The 20,287-nt window shown below is 64.9% G+C and carries 21 protein-coding genes; 19 read left to right on the forward strand and 2 right to left on the reverse strand.

The window, feature by feature from the left end; translation table 11 throughout:
• Position 1: 1 nt before the first annotated feature.
• From nagZ to tatC, 6 genes are all read left to right on the forward strand, one after another.
• Entirely contained in the window at positions 2-1,015 is a 1,014-nt protein-coding gene (nagZ, locus tag CJD35_RS10345) for a beta-N-acetylhexosaminidase (RefSeq protein ID WP_017184105.1), read from the forward strand.
• A gap of 217 nt (positions 1,016-1,232) precedes the next feature.
• A complete protein-coding gene (locus tag CJD35_RS10350) occupies positions 1,233-2,009 on the forward strand; it encodes a segregation and condensation protein A (protein WP_017184107.1) in 777 nt (258 codons plus the stop codon).
• Positions 2,006-2,599 (forward strand): SMC-Scp complex subunit ScpB, encoded by a 594-nt coding sequence (scpB, locus tag CJD35_RS10355; RefSeq protein ID WP_017184108.1) that lies wholly within the window; start codon positions 2,006-2,008, stop codon positions 2,597-2,599. The genes CJD35_RS10350 and scpB overlap by 4 nt, the downstream gene beginning before the upstream one ends.
• A 27-nt stretch (positions 2,600-2,626) precedes the next feature.
• Positions 2,627-2,878 (forward strand): twin-arginine translocase TatA/TatE family subunit, encoded by a 252-nt coding sequence (locus CJD35_RS10360; RefSeq protein WP_017184109.1) that lies wholly within the window; start codon positions 2,627-2,629, stop codon positions 2,876-2,878.
• A 32-nt stretch (positions 2,879-2,910) separates the two neighbouring features.
• Positions 2,911-3,318: a Sec-independent protein translocase protein TatB gene (tatB, locus tag CJD35_RS10365; protein WP_017184110.1), complete on the forward strand. Its 408-nt coding sequence runs from the start codon at positions 2,911-2,913 to the stop codon at positions 3,316-3,318.
• A complete protein-coding gene (tatC, locus tag CJD35_RS10370; protein WP_017184111.1) occupies positions 3,315-4,094 on the forward strand; it encodes a twin-arginine translocase subunit TatC in 780 nt (259 codons plus the stop codon). Before tatB ends, tatC begins: the two co-directional genes overlap by 4 nt.
• A 72-nt stretch (positions 4,095-4,166) precedes the next feature.
• Here the strand turns inward: tatC and CJD35_RS10375 are convergent, their stop codons facing one another.
• Both CJD35_RS10375 and CJD35_RS10380 read right to left on the reverse strand, forming a co-directional pair.
• Positions 4,167-4,295 (reverse strand): entericidin A/B family lipoprotein, encoded by a 129-nt coding sequence (locus CJD35_RS10375; protein WP_017184112.1) that lies wholly within the window; start codon positions 4,293-4,295, stop codon positions 4,167-4,169.
• A gap of 350 nt (positions 4,296-4,645) precedes the next feature.
• Positions 4,646-5,650 (reverse strand): cell wall hydrolase, encoded by a 1,005-nt coding sequence (locus CJD35_RS10380; RefSeq protein ID WP_017184113.1) that lies wholly within the window; start codon positions 5,648-5,650, stop codon positions 4,646-4,648.
• Positions 5,651-5,807: 157 nt separating this feature from the next.
• On the opposite strand from CJD35_RS10380, the gene CJD35_RS10385 reads away from it, so the two are divergent.
• From CJD35_RS10385 to murG, 13 genes are all read left to right on the forward strand, one after another.
• Positions 5,808-6,803, forward strand: coding sequence for a cysteine synthase A (locus tag CJD35_RS10385; protein ID WP_017184114.1), 996 nt, complete (start codon positions 5,808-5,810; stop codon positions 6,801-6,803).
• A gap of 41 nt (positions 6,804-6,844) precedes the next feature.
• A complete protein-coding gene (locus CJD35_RS10390) occupies positions 6,845-7,174 on the forward strand; it encodes a hypothetical protein (RefSeq protein WP_026002570.1) in 330 nt (109 codons plus the stop codon).
• Positions 7,171-8,370, forward strand: a complete 1,200-nt coding sequence (locus CJD35_RS10395; RefSeq protein WP_017184116.1) for a DUF4350 domain-containing protein — start codon at positions 7,171-7,173, stop codon at positions 8,368-8,370. Before CJD35_RS10390 ends, CJD35_RS10395 begins: the two co-directional genes overlap by 4 nt.
• Before the next feature lie 240 nt (positions 8,371-8,610).
• A complete protein-coding gene (locus CJD35_RS10400) occupies positions 8,611-9,108 on the forward strand; it encodes a division/cell wall cluster transcriptional repressor MraZ (protein WP_017184117.1) in 498 nt (165 codons plus the stop codon).
• Positions 9,105-10,064: a 16S rRNA (cytosine(1402)-N(4))-methyltransferase RsmH gene (rsmH, locus tag CJD35_RS10405; protein ID WP_017184118.1), complete on the forward strand. Its 960-nt coding sequence runs from the start codon at positions 9,105-9,107 to the stop codon at positions 10,062-10,064. Before CJD35_RS10400 ends, rsmH begins: the two co-directional genes overlap by 4 nt.
• A complete protein-coding gene (locus tag CJD35_RS10410) occupies positions 10,061-10,711 on the forward strand; it encodes a hypothetical protein (RefSeq protein ID WP_017184119.1) in 651 nt (216 codons plus the stop codon). Before rsmH ends, CJD35_RS10410 begins: the two co-directional genes overlap by 4 nt.
• 1 nt (position 10,712) lies before the next feature.
• Positions 10,713-12,419 (forward strand): peptidoglycan D,D-transpeptidase FtsI family protein, encoded by a 1,707-nt coding sequence (locus tag CJD35_RS10415; protein WP_017184120.1) that lies wholly within the window; start codon positions 10,713-10,715, stop codon positions 12,417-12,419.
• Positions 12,416-13,861 carry a UDP-N-acetylmuramoyl-L-alanyl-D-glutamate--2,6-diaminopimelate ligase gene (locus tag CJD35_RS10420; protein WP_017184121.1) on the forward strand — a complete coding sequence of 482 codons (1,446 nt, stop codon included), beginning with the start codon at positions 12,416-12,418 and terminating at the stop codon, positions 13,859-13,861. The genes CJD35_RS10415 and CJD35_RS10420 overlap by 4 nt, the downstream gene beginning before the upstream one ends.
• Before the next feature lie 124 nt (positions 13,862-13,985).
• A complete protein-coding gene (locus CJD35_RS10425; protein WP_026002572.1) occupies positions 13,986-15,377 on the forward strand; it encodes a UDP-N-acetylmuramoyl-tripeptide--D-alanyl-D-alanine ligase in 1,392 nt (463 codons plus the stop codon).
• Complete coding sequence (gene mraY / locus CJD35_RS10430) at positions 15,377-16,450, forward strand: phospho-N-acetylmuramoyl-pentapeptide-transferase (protein ID WP_017184123.1); 1,074 nt, start codon at positions 15,377-15,379, stop codon at positions 16,448-16,450. The genes CJD35_RS10425 and mraY overlap by 1 nt, the downstream gene beginning before the upstream one ends.
• A complete protein-coding gene (gene murD, locus CJD35_RS10435) occupies positions 16,447-17,841 on the forward strand; it encodes a UDP-N-acetylmuramoyl-L-alanine--D-glutamate ligase (protein WP_017184124.1) in 1,395 nt (464 codons plus the stop codon). The genes mraY and murD overlap by 4 nt, the downstream gene beginning before the upstream one ends.
• A 38-nt stretch (positions 17,842-17,879) precedes the next feature.
• Positions 17,880-19,082: a putative lipid II flippase FtsW gene (gene ftsW / locus CJD35_RS10440; RefSeq protein WP_026002573.1), complete on the forward strand. Its 1,203-nt coding sequence runs from the start codon at positions 17,880-17,882 to the stop codon at positions 19,080-19,082.
• Positions 19,079-20,245: an undecaprenyldiphospho-muramoylpentapeptide beta-N-acetylglucosaminyltransferase gene (gene murG, locus CJD35_RS10445; protein ID WP_017184126.1), complete on the forward strand. Its 1,167-nt coding sequence runs from the start codon at positions 19,079-19,081 to the stop codon at positions 20,243-20,245. The genes ftsW and murG overlap by 4 nt, the downstream gene beginning before the upstream one ends.
• Positions 20,246-20,287: the final 42 nt, after the last annotated feature.

The following is a 20,287-nucleotide window of genomic DNA, read 5'->3' on the forward strand; positions in this document are numbered from 1 at the left end:
CATGAAACCCGTGATCTTCGGCCTGTCCGGCGCAACACTGACCCCTGACGAACGCGCTTTTTTCGCGGATTCACAACCGGCCGGTTATATCCTGTTCCGGCGCAACATCATCGATCGGGCGCAGCTGCGCGCGCTGACCGACGATTTGCGGGCGCTGCATGGCCGCAACGACCTGCTGATCATGATTGATCAGGAAGGGGGGCGGGTGGCGCGGATGCAGCCGCCGGTCTGGCCTGCCTTCCCGGCGGGAGCGATGTTCGACCGGCTTTATGACGTCGCGCCGTCCAGCGCGATCGCCGCGGCACGCGCCAATGCCCGCGCGATCGCGCTGACGCTGGCAGAGGTCGGCATTACCGTCGATGCGCTGCCGTTGCTCGACGTGCGGCAGGATGGGGCAAGCGACATCATGGGCGATCGCACGCTGGGCGCCGAGCCGATGCGGGTCGCCGCGCTGGGGCGGGCGACTCTCGAAGGGCTGGCCGATGGCGGGGTGGTCGGCATCGTCAAGCATATGCCGGGCCATGGCCGGGCGCTGGTGGACAGCCATCTGGAATTGCCGGTGGTGCGCGCGGATGCCGATATGCTGGCGAGCGACCTGCAACCGTTCGAGCGCTTGCGCGACGCGCCGATGGGGATGACCGCGCATGTCGTTTACACCGCCTGGGACGCGCAGCGCCCCGCCAGCCTGTCGCCGACCGTGATCGAGGATGTTATTCGCACGAGGATCGGCTTTGACGGGCTGCTCATGTCCGACGATCTGGACATGAAGGCGTTGCAGGGCGGCATCCCCGATCTGGCGGCGGGCGTGGTCGCGGCAGGGTGCGATCTGGCGCTCAACTGCTGGGGGCGGATGGACGATATGCTGGGCATTGCCGACCAGTTGCCGGAGATAACGGACGTAGCGCGCGCGCGGCTCGACCGGGCGATGGGGTCGGTCGAGCGTGGCGGCGATCAGCCGGAACTGGCGGAGTTGCTGGCGACGCGGGACAGTCTGCTGGGGTTGGTGGCGGCTTGAGGGGCGAACTCGAAAATGCCTCCCATAGGGCGACGACCATTGCGCATGACGTTCGGTTATCCCTCCAACGTCATGCTGAATTTACTTCAGCATCCATTTCTCGTCACAAGCAACTGTGTGAGCTGGAAAAATGGATCCTGAAACAAGTTCAGGATGACGGTGAAATAGAGGGCCGTTTCATATGCCATAATCCTGGCCCATGCGGGAGGGACTAGACGTGGACGACCTGTTCATTGCCCCGGCCATTCCCAGCCCCGACACGCTGACCGTCAGCTTCGATGCGTGGGAAGGGCCGCTGGACTTGCTGCTGACGCTGGCGCGGTCGCAGAAGGTGGATTTGCGCGAGATTTCGATTCTGGCGCTGACCGAACAATATCTGAAGTTCATCGACGGCGCGCAGCAGGTGAAGCTGGAACTGGCCGCCGACTATCTGGTGATGGCAGCGTGGCTGGCCTATCTCAAATCCGCGCTGCTGCTGCCGCGTCAGGAGCAGGCCGATCCCAGCCCCGAAGAGCTGGCCCTGCGCTTGCAATTGCGGCTGCAACGGCTGCATGCGATGCGCGATGCGGCGGCGCGGCTGATGGCGCGCGACCGGATTGGGCGCGACGTGTTCGTGCGGCGCAATCCCGAAGGGCTGCGGCTGGTGCGCAAGGCCAAATGGCACGCGAGCCTTTACGACCTTATCCAATCCTATGGGCAGATCCGCGCCCGGACCCAGCCCGTCGTCCACACCATCGCGGTGCGGCCGGTGATGACGCTGGACGAGGCGATCCAGCGGGTCGGTGCGCTGGTCGGCGCGGCAATCGACTGGACGCGGCTGGAGGCGTTTCTGCCCGCCGGGCTGGACAATGCCAAGGCAAAGTCGGCGCTGGCCAGCAGCTTTGTCGCGGCATTGGAACTGGCTCGGCAGGGGCGGTTGGAAATCCAGCAGGACGGGATTTTCCAGCCCATTTTTCTGCGCGCCGGGGCGCCGGACATGGAGGCGGGGGCATGAAGGGGGAACCCGACGATTATCTGCGCGCCGTAGAGGCGGCGCTGTTCGTCGCCGAAGCGCCGCTGACGGCTGCGGAATTGAGACTGCATGTCGGCGATGCGGGCGATCTGGCGGCGGCGCTCCGGCAATTGGCGGACGATTATGCCGGGCGCGGCATCAACCTGGTGGAGCGGGGCGGGCGCTGGCATTTCCAGACGGCGGCGGATCTGGCGCATATATTGCGGCGCGAGAAGGATGAGGCGCGCAAATTGTCGCGCGCGGCGATGGAGACGCTGGCGATCATCGCCTATCATGAGCCGGTCAGCCGCGCCGAGATAGAGGCGATAAGGGGCGTTCAGGTGGCCAAGGGAACGCTGGACGTGCTGATGGAGGCAGGCTGGGTGCGTCCCGCCGGACGGCGCGAGGTGCCGGGACGACCGCTCATCTATGCGACGACCGTAGATTTTCTGTCACATTTCGGGCTTAGCAGCCGCCGGGACTTGCCCGGTATCGACGATCTGCGTGCGGCCGGGCTGCTCGATCCGGTCGATTTGGTGCTGGAGGGTCTGGGCGGGCAATCCGTTCTGGAAAATGACGATGATGTGGCCTAGATAGGTTGCCTTACAGGAGTATTTGAAATGGGTTCCTTCTCGCTGATGCACTGGGTGATCGTGCTCCTGGTCGTCATGCTGCTGTTCGGTGGCGGCCGGATTTCCGGCCTGATGGGTGACGTGGCCAAGGGCATCAAGAGCTTCAAGAAGGGCATGGCGGACGATGACGACGATGTCGCTCCGGCCAAGCCCGCGACCCGGCTGGAGGGCCATCGCGTGCCCGAACAGGATGCGGGGACGACGGCGACCGGCGCTACCGAAGAAAAGACCAAGGCCTGACGTTCAAGCGCCGGGTGGTAGGGTAGCCACGCATGTTTGGTATCGATTCGACCGAGTTCCTGCTGATCGTCATCGTTGCGGTGATCGTGATCGGGCCGAAGGATTTGCCGCGCGCGCTTTACAAGGTGGGTCAGATCGTCGGCAAGGCGCAGGGCATGGCGCGCCATTTCCGCACTGGTCTCGATGCCATGGTGCGAGAGGTCGAGCTGGAGGAACTGGAAAAGAAGTGGGCCGCGCAGAACAAGCGGATCATGGAAGAGCATCCGCCAGAGGTTGCCGCTCCAGCCATGGAGGCGCTGCCGCCGCCGGATGTTGAGGCCGCGCCGGACGGGCCGCCGCCCTTCGTGGCGGAATCCGCGCCCGTGGCGCCGACGACCGACGCACCCCCCTATCTGGCCGGGGAAGCGGCTGCTGACCATAAGAGCGGGTCGGCGGCATGATCGGCGATATTGATGATAGCAAGGCGCCCTTGCTCGACCATCTGATCGAGTTGCGTGGCCGTTTGTTGAAATGCGTCTATGCGCTGGCGCTGACCGGCGCGCTCTGCTTCTATTTTTCCGCCGAACTGTTCGCGATCCTGGTCCATCCGCTCAAGGAAGCCTTTGGCGATGGCGGCGGCAAGCTGGTCTATACCAAGCTGTACGAAGCCTTTTTCGTGCAGGTGAAGATCGCCTTTTTCGGGGCCTTCTGCCTGTCCTTCCCGATCATCGCCAACCAGCTATGGGCGTTCGTCGCGCCGGGCCTCTATGCCAAGGAGAAGAAGGCTTTGCTGCCCTTCATCCTGGCGACGCCCTTTCTGTTCGCGATGGGCGCGAGCCTTGCCTATTTCGTGGTGATGCCGACCGCCTTCCATTTCTTTCTGGAATTTCAGGGCGACAGCAGCGGTTTGCAGGTCGAGGCTTTGCCAAGCGCCGACGCCTATCTGGGGCTGGTGATGCAGTTCATCCTGGCGTTCGGCATCAGTTTCCTGATGCCGGTGCTGCTGATGCTGCTCAACCGGGCCGGTTTCGTCAGCCGCGCGCAGCTGATCAGCCTGCGCCGCTACATGATCGTAGCGGCCTTCATCCTGGCCGCCGTGCTGACGCCACCCGATGTCGTGTCGCAGCTCATGCTCGCGATTCCGCTGTTGCTGCTGTACGAAATCACCATCGTGGCGATCTGGTTCACGGACCGACGGCAGGCCAATATGCAAGAGGTCGAGGAAGCGTCGACCTGAACAAAAAGCGGCCCGCCTTTTAAGGGGCGGGCCGATGCTAGGGGAGTCGGGTAGTCGTATTGCTGGCGGCGATTAATCCGCCGCCTTCTCCACGGCTTCGCCTGCGCTCTGCACGTCGCGGCCAGCGCCTTCGACGGTGTTGCAGGCGGCGACCATCAGCGAACCAGTGAGCAGCAAGGCTGCGAGGATCTTTTTCGTCATCGAAACTCTCCTTGAGAAACATGCGACCATATGGGGTGAGCCATGTTGGTGACGAGGAACAGAACCCGCTTCTTACACAAGCGTTCCGACCATCAAAAATTTAATGATTTCAACAGGAAGGTCGTCCAAAAAAATCTGAGCCCGGAACGCGTCGGGGGGGGGAGGCGTTCCGGGCTCATATTATGTGGATAGCAAGAGCGGGGGGCAAAAGATTTGCTATCCGAAGTGAAGAACCCACAATGGCGCGGATCGGTTCCCGCGCTGCCCGGAAAAATGCATTTTTTAATCCCGCGCAATTCCAGACATTTGGCTGGTGCAGCGCGCGTTAACCTGAAAAAAGTTGGCGCTGCTCAGACGATCGGGCGGCCGCTGTTGCGATATTCTGGGCGGATGGTGGATTCCGGCAGGCTGTCTTCGCGAGCGGATGGCGCAGGACGGGCGATGGGCGCGATCCAGCCCGTCGATGGGTTCGCGGCGGCTGCGTTGCCGACAGGTGCAGGCGCGGCGAACGCTTCCACGGGCGTGACCGGCTTTGTCGGCCAGACCCGGCGCGCGGGACCGGATATGGTTTCCCGCCCCAGATAGGGGGTGCGGAAAGCCGCCAATGTGCCGTTGAAGCCGGGATTGCGATAAAAGATATGCGCGCCGATCACTGCGACCGGGTGCAGGCTGGACGACCAGGCGGGGCGGACCGCCAGCGTGTGATAATGGGTCGCGAGGCCGACCGGGGCGTAGACGCGACCCGCCAGCGCGTCCTGCGCGACCCGCCGCGCGCGTACCCATTGGGCAGCGGCAGGCAGGCGCGCCATCGCGCCGTCACAGCTGAAGGTGAACTGGCATTTATAGTCGGTGCGTTCGGAGCCTTCATAGACGACGCCGCACACCGTATTGGGCCAGAGCTGGCTGCGGACGCGGTTGAGCACGACCTGTGCGACGGCCCGCTGGCCATCGTCCGGCTCGTTGCCTGCCTCATAATAGATGGCGGAAGTCAGGCAGTTGAGCGCGCGATAGCTGTCGAGGCCAGTCATGCCGCGAAAGATGGCGGCGGGCGCGGCCTTCACCTCGTCCAGCCCCATGACATGCTCACTCTGCACCGTCTGCGCGCCGGGAACGGGATCGAAAGCGCCTTCTGCAAAGAAGAAGGCGGAGCCGGGGAAGTTGGCGGCGGCCTCTTCGGCCGGGTCGTCATGGGACTGCTGCCCGTCGAGCATGTCGAGCGGGGCGGCGGTGATGAAGCGCGGTGCGACGAGCGCGGCAAGGACAAGGGCGACGATGCCGCTGCGTCCCTTCCACCCGATCGCGCCCATGTCCAGATCCTTCATATGCAGCGACGCACCGTCGCCCATGCCGCCCATAGACGCATTTCCTTTCCACTTCCTCCCCCGATTCCGCCCTGTGCCGTGTTGGGACAGGGTGAGGGGCAGGGGTTAACGCGGCGGTGAAATCGCCTCTTTTGACTGCGCATCATTCCCTTGCTTGGCAAAGGCGTATGGGGTCCGCTATGCGTGCGCCATGCTGCTACAATCCAATAGTCTCGCGCTGATCGGCAATACGCCGATGGTGCGCCTTGCCGGTCCCTCCGCTGCGACGGGCTGCGATATTTTCGCCAAGTGCGAATTTGCCAATCCCGGCGCGTCGGTGAAGGACCGGGCTGCGCTGTTCATCGTCAATGATGCCGAGGAGAGGGGGCTGCTGAAGCCCGGCGGCACCATCGTCGAAGGGACGGCGGGCAATACCGGCATCGGCCTGGCGCTGGTCGCCAATGCCAAGGGGTACAAGACGATCATCGTCATGCCCGAAACCCAGAGCCGCGAGAAGATGGACACGTTGCGCGCGCTGGGGGCGGAACTGGTGACGGTGCCCGCGGCGCCCTATTCCAATCCGGGTCATTTCGTCCACACCTCGCGCCGGCTGGCGGAGGAGACGGAAGGCGCGATCTGGGCCAACCAGTTCGACAATATCGCCAATCGCAAGGCGCACATCGTCGGCACTGCCGAGGAAATCTGGACCCAGATGGAAGGCCGGATCGACGGCTTTACCTGCGCTGCGGGCACGGGCGGCACGATTGCGGGCGTGGGCCTGGGCCTCAAGGCCAAGGATGAGGCCATCACCATTGCGCTGAGCGATCCGCACGGCGCGGCCCTGTATCAATATTATGCCTGTGGCGAACTGAAGGCGGAGGGTAGCTCCGTTGCCGAAGGGATCGGGCAGGGTCGGATCACCGCTAATCTGGAAGGCGCGCCGATCGACACGCAGTTCCGCATTTCCGACGAGGAAGGGCTGGAGTGGGTCCGTCGCCTGCTGGCGGAGGAAGGGCTTTGCCTGGGCCTGTCGTCAGGCATCAACGTCGCGGGCGCGGTGGCGCTGGCGCGGCAGTTGGGGCCGGGGAAGCGGATCGCGACGATCTTGTGCGATACCGGCTTTCGCTATCTGTCGACGCTATACAACCGGCAATGGCTGGAATCTAAGGGCTTGACGGTCTTTCCCTGGCTGGCGCAGACTGCATGAGCGCCGACACGGGTCGCGGCGATGTACAAATGAGCGCAGGCATGGCTGAAACACCCCGCCGACTGGAAGGGTTGCAGCGCGTTCAGATCGGGCTGACCGGTCTGGCAGGTGTCGTGTTGCTGGTGGGTCTGGCCAATATCGTCATCGACAAGGCGCGCAAGGACGATGCCGCGCTGCCGCCGCCAGTGGTGCCGACATTGTCCACTGCCCCCACCAATGTCGTGTCGCCCAAGGACCCGCTCGCTGAACTGGGCGTGCAGCCCGCGCCGGAGCAGGCGCCGGTGGTGCCCGATCAGGCGCCGGTCGTGCCCGATCTTCAGCCCGATCCCAATCTGCGCAAGCCGATGGACCGCGATCCGCAGCCGCGTTGAATGATGGGCGGGTGAAGGTGCCGCGCCGCCTGACGATCTTTCTGATTCTGTTTCTGCCCGTTGTTGCGGCGTTGGTGGCGGGTTTGGCGCGCGCCTGGCGATCGGGCGGGCAGGCCGATCCATGGACATGGGCCTTGCCCGCTGCGCTGATGGTGGCGCTGATGGGGCAGTTGCTGGCGAAAAATCTTTGGCGGTGGTTGCTATGGATCGCGATCGGCGCGACCGGGGCGGCACTGATTTTCTGCACGATAGCCGCGGCGCGTCCGCCCGATCTTTGGGCGGCTGTGGGATTGCTGCTTATGACGCTGCTGGCGGGGTTGGGCAGTCGCGGGTTGCGGGAAGGCGGGACAAGGTTGATCGCGGTCGGGTTGCTGGCGTTGGCCGGGTTGCTGGCCTGGCGCGGTCCGGCGCAACCGTTGACGCCGGTGGCCGACCGGCCTGTGTTGGCGGTGATCACGGCGCTGCCGCTGTTCTGGGCCGAAGGGGCGCGCGCCGACGCGCCGATCATCACTGTGCTGCGAACGCGCTTCACGATGCGACCGCTGGATGATCCGCGCGCATTGGCCGGATCGGGCGCGCGCGCCTTGCTGCTGGCCCAGCCGCGCGCGATGACGGCGGAGGAACTGGTAGCCATCGACGCCTGGGTGAGGGCAGGCGGCACGGCGCTGGTACTGGCCGATCCGCTGTTGCGCTGGCCGACTGCGCTGCCGCCCGGCGACCGTCGGCGCGCGCCATCGATCAGTCTGCTAGGCCCGCTGCTGGCGCATTGGGGCGTTGAGCCGGGCGGGCTGGACGAGGCGGAGACGCGCCACTTTCTGGATGATGGGCAGCTTGTCACCCTGTCCGGGACGCAGGCATTTACGGGGAGGCAGCCGGGCTGCATCCCGCCGCGCGGTGCGATCATGCGCTGCCGGATCGGGCAGGGGCGCGTCGTACTGGTGGGCGATGCCGACCTGATCGATGACCGGCTCTGGCTCGCCGATCCGGCCAGTCCGCTCGATCCGCGCGCCTGGGCGGCGGATACGCCCGCATTGGTCGGGCGCTGTCTGGGCGCGTCGATTGCACAAGGGCGGCACTGGTTTCGCGAGGCGCGCGACGTGGTGACAGGGCTACGCTGGGCGCTGATCTTTGGGACGGGATGGGCGATCCTGGGAATGGTGCTGTTCCGCCGGACTGAACAGCGAGTTGAACAATGAGGAGAATGAGAACAAATCATGAAAATATGCTGGAAAAGCCGAGGAAAATCCGTTAGACCCATTTTCTAACAGCTCAGCCCACTTTCTCCCGACTTTTCCCTTTTCAGTTGGCCCCTTGCTTGGTAGGTAATCAGCAATTGGGGTTAATCAGGTGTTGGCGATTCCTGCGTGCCGGATGTCATTCCAGTGATTCCGGCGACGGGTGGCCTGTGCCCCGCATGAAAGGGGCGAATTTCCAGCGTGTCGGATGTCATTCTCTATTCGGGCAACGCGTTCAGCGTCGCGGACGGCAAGGGCCGTTTCGTGTTGCCCCTGGAGATGCGCAAGCTGGTTCGCCAGGCGAGCGGCGATGAAAATCGCCTGTGCCTGTCCGTCCACATGGACAATGGCTGCGCCACCGGCTTTGGCCTGTCCCACAAGCGTTTCCTGTTCGATGAAGTCGCTGAACTGGAACGGCTGGCGCGCGAAGCGAACCGGCCCTTCAACGGCGATCTGGAACGCGAAAATCGCCTCGGCACGATCGAGGACGTCAATTTCGATGATGGCGGCCGCTTCTTCCTCCACCCCGATATCAAGGAAGAAGCGGGCATCACCGACGTGGCGTTTTTCTATGGTGTGGGCCGCTATTTCCAGATCTGGAAGCCCGAAGCCCTTGTGGAAAGCCCCGATCGCCCGGCGCTGATCCGCAACAAGGTGAAGCGCTGGCTCGACGCGCGCACAGCGGAGGGCGGCAAGTGAGCCTGTCTGACGCTGATACCGCCCCGCACATCCCCGTGCTGCTCGACGAAGTGCTCCATGCTCTTGCCATCACCCCTGGCGAGATTCATGTGGACGGCACGTTCGGCGCGGGCGGCTATTCGCGCGCCATGGCGAAGGCGGGGGCGACGGTCTATGCGCTGGATCGCGACCCCGATGCGATCCGCGAAGGCCAGGCGGTTGCCGATGCGCATGGCATCACGCTGATCGCGGGCGAATTTTCGCGCATGGCGGAATTGCTGGCGGAACGCGGGATCGACAAGGTGTCGGGCATCACGCTCGACATTGGCGTATCCTCGATGCAGCTGGACCGGGCCGACCGTGGCTTTTCCTTCCAGTCCGATGGCCCCCTGCTCATGACCATGAGCCAGGACGGGATGAGCGCGGCCGATTTCCTGAACAATGCGCCCGAAGAGGAGATCGCCAACATCCTCTACCGCTATGGCGAGGAGCCGCGTTCGCGCCGCGTCGCCCGCGCGATTGTCGAGGCGCGCCCGCTGGAGCGGACCGGGCAGCTGGCCCATGTCATCCGCCGCGCGCTGGGCCACAAGCCGCATGACAAGAAAGACCCTGCAACCCGCGCCTTTCAGGCGATCCGCATCCATGTGAATCGCGAACTGGAGGAACTGGAGCGCGCGCTGGAAGCGGCCGAGGCGCTGCTGGAGGAAGGCGGGCGTCTGGCCATCGTCAGCTTCCACAGTCTGGAAGACCGGATCGTCAAGCAGTTCCTGCGCAACCGCAGCGGCGGGGAAGGCGGCTGGTCGCGGCACATGCCCGAAAAGCGCGCCGCCGATGCGCCGACCTTTGCCAAGCCCGCCAAGGCGGTGCGCGCGGGTGATGCTGAACTGGCGCGCAACCCCCGCGCCCGATCGGCCACGCTGCGCAGTGCCGTGCGTACATCTGCCCCTGTTTCGTCCTCCGGGAGTCCCCGCGCATGATCGCCGTCAAAAGGTTGCAGAGCCTGATCTGGGTATTGCTGGTCGCGCTGGGCGCGCTGGGTGCCTATCTGGTGTCGCTCAAGGTCGCGACCGAGCGCAACGAATTGATGCAGGTGCGGATGCAGATTGCGCGGGCGAAGGGGGATATTCGCTATCTGGAGACGGAATTCAGCGCGCGTGCGTCGATGCGGCAGCTGGAAAGCTGGAACCAGCATGATTTCATGTATGGCACGCCGACCGCTGGCCAATATCTGGCGGGCGAACGCGCGCTGGCGCAACTGGACGGGGTGCAGCCCAACGGGCCGGACTACGTCGCGCCGCCGGTGATGGTGGCGATGGTGGAAACCCCCGCTGACCTGCCGTCCGCTCCGCAGGCGGCGCCCGCCAGCCCCGCCGCCACCCAGATCCGCAGCGACATCGCCGTGATTCGCGAGGCGCACGCCGCCGACAATGTCGAGAAACTGGCCAAGCCCGCGCCGCACACGCCTGCGGTGCAGGCGAAGGTCGACGCCGATGTGTCGAGGCCCAATCCGGTGGCGCGCAAGGCGGAGCGCATGGCGATGCTGGACGCCAAGCTGCTGGACGACAATACGCTGGGCGAACTGAGCGCGACGGCGGCGCGCGAGCGCAAGAAGGGAGCGCGCTGATATGGCGACGATCATCGTTCAGCCGGGCGTGGCGCGGGCGGGGCGGCAACGGGTCAGCCTGACCGCCATTGCGCATCACCGGCTGATGCTGCTGCTGATCCTGTTCATGGCGGTGACGATGGTGCTGGTCGGCCGGCTGCTGTGGGTCGGCGTGTTCGCGCACAGCGGAACGGGCGACGACGCCCTGTCGGCGTTCCTGCCGGCCCGCGCCGACATAGTCGATCGCAACGGCGTGCCGCTGGCGCGGACGATGGACGCCTATTCGGTGGCGGTGCGTCCGTCCAGGCTGATCGGCGAACCCGCCGAACTGGCGCGCAAGCTGCACGAGATTTTCCCCGATGAGGCCGAGGCAGTCTTTTACAAGAAGCTGACCGGCCGTGGCTGGGCCTATCTGCGTCGCCGGGCCTTGCCTGAGCAGGTGGCGGCGGTAAATGCGCTGGGCGAAATCGGCATCGAATTCCCGCGCGAGAAGGAGCGGCTCTACCCGCAGCGCACACTTGCCGCGCATGTGCTGGGCTTTGCGCCCAATGCCGACGGGGTCGGGGGCATGGGCGTGGAGGCTGCGTTCAACGATCGGCTGACCGATGCGGCGCTGCGCGGCCAGCCCTTTGCCATTTCCATCGACAGCCGGGTGCAGGGCGCGCTGGAAAGCGAGCTTTACGCCCAGATGGTCGCGCAACATGCCAAGGGTGCGGGCGGCATCATATTGGACGCCAATACGGGCGAAGTGATCGCCATGGCCTCCATCCCCGTGTTCGATCCCAACAAGCTGCAAAATTATGCCGGCAAATCGTGCAGCGAGTCACCGCTGTGCAACCGGATGGTGCAGGCCCGTTACGAACTGGGATCGACCTTCAAGCCGATCTCCATCGGGGCGGCGATGGACCATGGCATCGTGACGTCGATGAGCAAGCGTTATGACGCGACCGCGCCGATCTCCATCGGCGGGTTCCGCATCAAGGACGATCATTCGCTGGGACGCTGGATCAACGTGCCTGAAACGCTGGTCCACAGCTCCAACATCGCGACCGCGCGGATCGCCGATGAAATGGGCGCTGCGCCGATGCAGCAGATTTTCCGCACGCTCAAATTCGACCAGCGCGCGCCGATCGAACTGAAGGAGCGGGCCGGGACGATCTGGCCGAGCAATTGGGGACGGATCACCACCATGACCGTATCCTATGGCCATGGCATTGCGGTAACGCCGCTGCATCTGGCCAGCGCCTATGCCGCGCTGGTCAATGGCGGGATGTATCGCCCCGCGACGCTGCGCAAGTTGAAGCCCGGCGAAGCGCCGGTCGGACAGCGCGTCTTTTCCGCCGCCACCAGCGCGCGGATGCGCCAGCTGTTGCGATTGATCGTTGCGGCGGGTACAGGGCGTAGCGCCGACGCCACGGGGTTCCGGGTGGGCGGCAAGACAGGTTCCGCCGAGAAACCTGAGGATGGTCGCTATAATAAGAGTTCGCTGGTGACGACATTTGCTGCTGCTTTCCCGATGGATAATCCGCGCTATGTCGTCCTGACCATGATGGATGGCGCGACCAGCGCGATCGGCCTGCGCACTGCCGCCTGGACCGCTGCGCCGGTGGTCAAGCGTGTGATCGAGCGTACCGGGCCGATGCTGGGCGTGATGCCCGATGAGCGCCGCGACGTCGATATTTCGGACCTGACGCCATTGCTGTGGAAACCCAAGGGGGAAGCCGAATGACGCGCCTTGCCGGGCTGATCGACGGGCTGGACGCGGCTGTGAGCGCCGGGGCGGTGCTGGACGCCAATGTCACCGGCTTTGCAATCGACAATCGCAAGGTTGCGCCCGGCACGGTGTTCGGCGCCTTTCAGGGGCTGCGCGTCAATGGCGAGGATTACATTGCCGACGCTGTGAAGGCGGGGGCGATCGCGGTCGTCGCGCGGCCAGAAGCCAGGGTCGAAGGCGCGATCCATATCGCCCACGCCAATCCGCGCCGCCTTTTCGCGCAGCTTGCCGCACGCTATTTCGCGCCCTTTCCCGATGTGACGGTTGCCGTCACCGGCACGAACGGCAAGACCAGCACGGTCGAACTGACCCGGCAGCTGTGGCGGATGATGGGCCATCATGCCGCGTCGATCGGCACGCTGGGCGTCACGACATCGGTGGATCAGGTGTCGACGGGCCTGACCACGCCGGACATCGTCACTTTCCTGTCGAACATGTCGGGGCTGCGCCGCGAAGGCGTTACCCATGCCGCGTTCGAGGCGTCGAGCCACGGGCTGGCGCAATATCGTACCGAAGGGCTGCCGGTGCTGGCGGGCGGCTTCACCAACCTGTCGCGCGACCATCTCGACTATCATGGCGACATGGACAGCTATTTCGACGCGAAGATGCGGCTGTTCGATAAAGTCGTGGCGGCGGATGGCGCGGCGGTGGTGTGGGCGGACGATGCCTGGTCGGACAAGGTGATTGCGCGGGTGGCCGCGCGCGGCCTGCGCCTGTTGAGCGTTGGCGAGAAAGGCGAAGCGCTGCGGCTCGTCACGCGCACGCCGACGCAATTGGGACAGACGCTGGGCATTGAGGCGGACGGCAAGACATATAAGGTCAATCTGCCGCTGATCGGTGCCTATCAGGCGGCCAATGCGCTGACGGCGGCGGGCCTGGTGATTGCGACCGGCGGGGACGTGGCGAAGGTGCTGGAACTGCTGGGCCGGGTTCAGCCGGTGCGCGGGCGGCTGGAGCGCGCGGTCATCAGCAAGGCGGGCGCGCCGGTCTATGTCGATTATGCCCATACGCCCGACGGCCTGCGCGCCGCGATCGAGGCGCTGCGGCCGCATACCAAGGGCAAGCTGATCGTGCTGTTCGGCGCGGGCGGGGACCGCGATGCGGGCAAGCGGCCTTTGATGGGGCAGGTGGCGGCACAGCTGGCCGATCATGTGATCGTGACGGACGATAATCCACGGTCGGAGGAGCCATCCGCGATCCGTGCCGCCGTGATGGCGGGTGCTGCTGGCGCTGAGGAAATTGGCGGGCGACGCGCGGCGATTGCGGCGGCGATTGCGCAGGCGGGCGCGGATGACATCGTGCTGCTGGCGGGCAAGGGGCATGAGCAGGGCCAGATTATCGGCGACCGGGTGCTGCCTTTCGACGATGTGACCGTGGCGCGGGAGTGCGCGGGTTGATGCGGTTCTCAATTCCGCTCGCTGTGAGCGAAGTCGAAGGGCTCGGCCGACCGATAGGGAGGCCACTTCGCTCCGCTCAGTGGAAGGCTTCGACTTCGCTCAGCCCGAACGGTGGGGGCGTTTGATGGCGGACCTGTGGACCTCTGCCGAGATCGCCGAGGCAACGGGCGGCGCCGTGTCGGCGCCGTTTGCCGTTTCAGGCGTCGCGTTCGACAGCCGCGAAGTGAGCGGCGGTGATTTGTTCGTCGCGATGAAGGGCGAGGCGACCGACGGGCACAAATTCATCGGCAAGGCCTTTGCCCAAGGTGCGGCAGGGGCGATCGTCAGCGAAGCGGTCGATCATCCGCACATATTGGTGAAGGACAGTGCCGCAGCGCTCCAAGCATTGGGCCGGGCATCGCGCAAGCGGATGGGCGGCAAGGTGATCGGCGTGACCGGCTCGGTCGGCAAGACCGGCACGAAGGAAGCGCTGTTTCAGGCGCTGGACCGCGCCCATCCGGGGCAGGTGCATCGCTCCGTCAAAAGCTATAATAATCATGTCGGCGTGCCGCTGAGCCTGGCGCGGATGCCGCGCGATACCGCCTTTGGCGTGTTCGAAATGGGGATGAACCATGCGGGCGAACTGGCGGCGCTGACCCGGCAGGTGCGCCCCCATGTCGCGATCGTCACCGCCATTGCGCCCGCGCATATCGAATATTTCGGCACCGAGGCGAAGATTGCCGAGGCCAAGGCGGAGATTTTCGAAGGATTGGAACCGGGCGGCACCGCGATCATCCCCTATGACAGTCCGCATGTGGCGCTGCTCTACAACAGGGCGGAGCGGCACGCCGCCAATATCCTGACCTTCGGCATGAGCGCCGACGCGGACGTTCATGCGCGCGAGGCCGTGGCGGCGCCGGGCGGCGGGACGCTGGTGACGGCGAAGCTGCCGGACGCGGAACTCTGCTTTACCGTTGCAGCGCCGGGCGATCATTGGGTGTCCAATGCGCTGGCGGTGTTGGCGGCGGTGTCGGCTGTGGGCGGCGATCTGGCGGCGGCCGGGCTGGCGCTCGCGGAAATGCCGGGCCTGCCGGGGCGCGGCGAGCGGCGCATAGTGCCGGTCGCGGGCGGAGAGGCGCTGCTGATCGACGAAAGCTATAACGCCAACCCGCTGTCCATGGCCGCAACGCTCAAGCAATTGGGGCGCGAGCAGGCCGACCGGCGCATTGCCGTGCTGGGCGGGATGCGCGAACTGGGCGCGCGCAGCGCTGAGTTGCACGCCGATCTGGCCGGGCCGCTGGAGGCGGGGCATGTCGACTATGCCATCCTGGTCGGCGCGGAAATGGCGCCGCTGGCCGATGTGCTGGACGGCAGCATCGCCTATGTGCACGTTCCCGACACGGCCAGCGCCACCACCCTTTTGACCACCGAGATACGCGCGGGCGATGCTGTCCTCGTCAAAGGCTCCAACGGCATCGGGCTGTCCCGCCTTGTCGCGGCGCTTGGCGAACCCGCCCGCGACGGAGAGACCAACTAATGCTCTACTGGCTTGCCCAGACCATGGATTTTGCGGGTGGGTTCAACCTGATCCGTTACCTGAGTTTCCGCGCGGGCGCGGCGATCTTTACCGCGCTGTTCATCGGCCTGCTGATCGGCCCCAAATTCATTGGCTGGCTGCGCGTGCGGCAGGGCAAGGGGCAGCCGATCCGTACCGACGGGCCGCAGACCCATCTGGCCAAGCGCGGCACGCCGACGATGGGCGGGCTGATGATCCTGACCTCCATGGTGGCGTCGGTCCTGTTGTGGATGGACCTGAGTTCCATCTATGTCTGGGCCTGCCTGTTCGTGACGTTGGGTTTCGGCGCGATCGGTTTTCTGGACGATTATGACAAGGTGACCAAGGCCAGCCACAAGGGGCTGTCGGGCAAGGCGCGGTTGTTGTTCGAATTTCTGATCGCTGGCTTTGCCGCCTGGCTGATCGTGTCGCAGCACGGCAATACCGCGCTTTACGTACCTTTCTACAATGGCCCGGCGATCGAACTGGGGCCGTTCTATTTCCTGTTTGCAGCCTTCGTGATCGTGGCGTTCGGCAATGCAGTGAACCTGACCGACGGTCTGGACGGCCTCGCGACCATGCCGGTGATCATCGCCTGCCTGGCCTTCATGCTGATCGTCTATCTGGTGGGGCGCGCGGATTTTGCCGAATATCTGGGCATCCCGCATGTGCCGGGCGCGGGCAATCTGACGATCCTTTGCGGGGCGATCATTGGCGCGGGGCTGGCCTTTCTGTGGTTCAACGCGCCGCCAGCGGCTGTATTCATGGGCGATACCGGCAGCCTTGCGCTGGGCGGGACGATCGGCGTGATCGCGGTGACTGCGCATCATGAAATCGTGCTGGGCATCATTGGCGGGCTGTTCGTGGTGGAAGCGATGAGCGTCATCATCCAGGTGTTCTTCTACAAGCGCACCGGCAAGCGGGTGTTCAAGATGGCGCCGATCCACCATCATTTCGAGCAACTGGGCTGGGCCGAGCCGACGGTGGTGATCCGTTTCTGGATCATCGCCTTCATTCTGGCGCTGGCCGGCCTTGCGACGTTGAAGCTGCGATGATCGTTTCGGACGCCTTTGCGGGCAAGACCTATGCGGTGCTGGGGCTGGCGCGGTCTGGCCTTGCCACCGTCAATTGCCTGTCGGCCAGCGGCGCGCGGGTCGTGGCGTGGGACGGGCGCGAGGAAGCGCGCGCTGCGGTCGCGGGCAAGGCGGAACTGGGCGATCCGATGGAGATCGACCTTAGCGGCTTTGACGGCATCGTCGTGTCGCCGGGCGTGCCGCTCAATCGCCATCCCATTACCATGCGCGCGAAGCTGGCTGGCGTGCCGATCATCGGTGACATCGAACTGTTCGCGCTGGCCCGCCCGACCCTACCGCCGCACAAGGTGGTCGGCATCACTGGCACCAACGGCAAGTCGACCACCACGGCGCTGATCCACCATATCATCGAGCAGGCCGGTTATCCGACGGTGATGGGTGGCAATATCGGCCTGCCGATCCTGGGCCAGCCGCCGCTGGAGCCGAACCTGAAGGGGCCGGGCGTCTATGTGCTGGAACTGTCGAGTTACCAGATCGACCTGACGCATAGCCTGGACTGCGATGTGGCGGTGCTGCTCAATATCACGCCCGATCACCTTGATCGCTATGACGGGTTTGAGGGCTATGTGGCGAGCAAGGCGCGGCTGTTTGCGATGCAGTCGGCGGATCATGTCGCGGTGATCGCGACGGAGGATGAACCGAGCCGGGCGATTGCTCAAAACCTCCGTCATTCCCGCGAAAGCGGGAACCCATCTCCCGATATTATGGGCCAAGGCGAGGTTGGAGAAATGGATCCCCGCCTGCGCGGGGATGACGTGAAAGAGGTTGGGTCGAGCGACATTGATCCCGTCGCCCAACTGACGTGGCCCGCCCTGCAAGGCCCGCATAATGCGCAAAACGCCGCTGTCGCAATTGCTGTGGCCAAAGCGCTGGGCATTGATGAGGCGACCATCGCCAATGCGCTCGTCAGCTACGCCAGCCTCCCCCACCGGATGCAGGCGGTCGGCACGCGCAACGGCGTTCTCTACGTCAATGACAGCAAGGCGACCAATGCGGCTTCGACTGCGCCCGCGCTCGCCGCATGGCCGCCGGTTGATGGACGGCCGCGCATCCACTGGATTTTGGGCGGGGTAGCCAAGTCGGATAATCTGGACGAGTGCGTGCCGCATTTCGGCAATGTCGCCCATGCCTATACCATCGGTGAGGCGGGGCATATGTTCGCTGACCTGCTGCGCGGCTCTATGGCGGTGGACGATAGCGAGATGCTAAGCGCCGCGGTGCGCCGCGCCGCGCGGATCGCGCAGCCCGGCGACGTGGTGCTGCTGTCGCCCGCCTGCGCCAGTTTCGACCAGTTTCGCGATTTCGAGGCGCGCGGCGATGCTTTTGTCGCGGCGGTCGGGGCGCTGGAATAGGGTGATGGCACGGGCCGAACAGGGAAGGGACGGGGCACATGTCTAGAGCAGGCGAACTGGTGAAGGGGTTTCGCACCCGCACCGTGCCGCGCGAACGCACCGCGCTCGCCATATGGTTCTGGGAAATCGACCGCGTCCTTCTGTCGCTGATCGTCGCGCTGATGGCGATCGGTCTGGTGGCGGTCGCGGCGGCATCGCCGGTGGCGGCGATCGACCGGTCGACTGCGCAGGTTGCGGTCAACCCGCTCAACTATCTGTACCGCCAGCTTGTGTGGGTCGGTATCGGCCTGCCGATCATGCTGGTCATATCCATGCTGCCCCGACCGCAGGCGCGGCGGCTGGCGACCTTTCTGTGCGTCTTTTTCTTTGTCATGCTGTTGTTCGTGCCGTTGCTGGGCAGTACGGTGAACGGGGCGAAGCGCTGGATCGACCTGCCCGGATTTCGCTTTCAGCCGTCGGAGTTTCTGAAGCCCGTCTATGTCGTGACGCTGGCCTGGCTGCTGTCGCTACGCGGCAAGGATGCGACTTTGCCGGTGATCCCGCTGACCGGCGCGATGACGTTGCTGATCGCGGCGATCCTGATGCGTCAGCCCGATTTTGGCCAGACCGTCATTTTCCTGGCTTGCTGGGGCTGCCTGCTGCTGCTGTCGGGCCTGCCGATGCGATGGATAGCGGCGCTGGGCGGCATGGGGCTGGCTGGGCTGGTCGCGGTTTATATGTTCTATGAAAATGGCCGCCAGCGGATCAATGACTTTCTGGGGATCGGCGTCGATCATAGCGCCGGGCCGGATCAGACGGACCTGGCCTTCCGCACCATCACTCATGGCGGCTTTACCGGCGTGGGACCGGGCGGCGGGCAGCACAAGTTCCGCCTGCCCGAAGCGCATACCGACTATATCTTTTCGGTGATCGGGGAAGAGTTCGGCCTGTTGGCCTGTATCGCCATCGCTCTGGTCTATCTGGCCGTCGTCGTGCGGGTGCTGCTGCGCCTGCTGGATGAAGAGGATAGTTTCACCATTTTGGCCGCGGCCGGGCTGACGACGCAGTTTGGATTGCAGGCGATCATCAATATGGGCGTCAATGCGCAGATATTTCCGTCAAAGGGGATGACGCTGCCCTTTATCAGCTATGGCGGCTCCTCTATGCTGGCGCTTTGCATCGGCGTCGGCCTGTTGCTCGCCTTCACGCGACGCAACCCCTTCATGGGTCGGCATACGGTCGTCAAATGGAGTGGTCGATGAGCATTTCCCGTCACTTCGTCCTCGCTGCCGGCGGGACGGGCGGTCATATGATTCCAGCGCATGCCGTGGCCGAGGAATTGATGGCGCGCGGCCATCATGTCGCGCTGGTCACCGATGAGCGGGGGGCGAAGATCCCCGGCATCTTCGACAAGGCGCAGGTTCATGTGTTGCCTGCCGGGCGCATGACCAAGAATCCCAAAAGCTGGCCGGGCGCATTGAAGGCGATACTGGCGGGCCGGGCGATGGCGCGGCGGCTCAATGAGACATTCCGCCCCACCGCCGTCGTCGGCTTTGGCGGCTATCCGGCGATGCCGGCTCTGCTCGCCGCGCTGGCCGATGGCGTGCCGACCGCCGTGCATGAACAGAATGCGGTGCTCGGTCGCGTCAACCGGCTGGTGGCGGGCCGCGTCGATGCGATTGCGACCGCCTATCCGGGGGTCGAGCGGCTGAAGGAAAAATATGCCGCCAAGGTGCATTTGATCGGCAATCCGGTGCGCGAGGAAGTGAAGCAGTTGCGCGAGGAGGATTTCCCGGCGCTGACGGAAGAGAGCGTGTTCCGGGTGCTGGTGATCGGCGGCAGCCAGGGCGCGTCGATCCTGTCGAGCGTCGTGCCGGAAGGGCTGTCGATGCTGCCGGTCGCGCTGCGCCGCCGCTTGCAGGTGACGCAGCAATGCCGGGCCGAGGATATTGAGCGGGTTCGCAAAACCTATGCGGAGATGGAAATCCCCGCCGACCTTGCCACCTATTTCAATGATGTGCCGGAGAAATTGGGCTGGTCGCATCTGGTGATCGCGCGCGCGGGCGCGTCGACGCTGGCGGAACTGACCTGCGCCGGGCGGCCTGCGATACTGGTGCCGTTGCCAAGCGCGATGGATGATCACCAGACCGCCAATGCCCGTGAAATGACCGAGGCGGGTGGTGCGCGCACCATTCCGCAGGCGCGCTTTACCGCGGTGGAACTGGCCAAGCAGATGCAGAAGATGGCGATGGAGCCGGGCGCGCTGCAAAATGCGGCGAAGCGCGCGCGCGGTTGTGGCCGTCCCAATGCGGCGCGGGACATGGCGGACCTGCTGGAAAGCATCGGCCATGCGCCGATCGTCAATGATGCGGTGCGGGTCGGGCCGACGCCGACGTCGCTCAACCTGGCGGGGGTTCCTGCTTGAGGCTGGCTGTCCGCACTGCATCCTCCCCTGCAAGGGGAGGGG

The sequence above is a fragment of the Sphingobium xenophagum genome (assembly GCF_002288285.1).
Taxonomy (GTDB): domain Bacteria; phylum Pseudomonadota; class Alphaproteobacteria; order Sphingomonadales; family Sphingomonadaceae; genus Sphingobium; species Sphingobium xenophagum.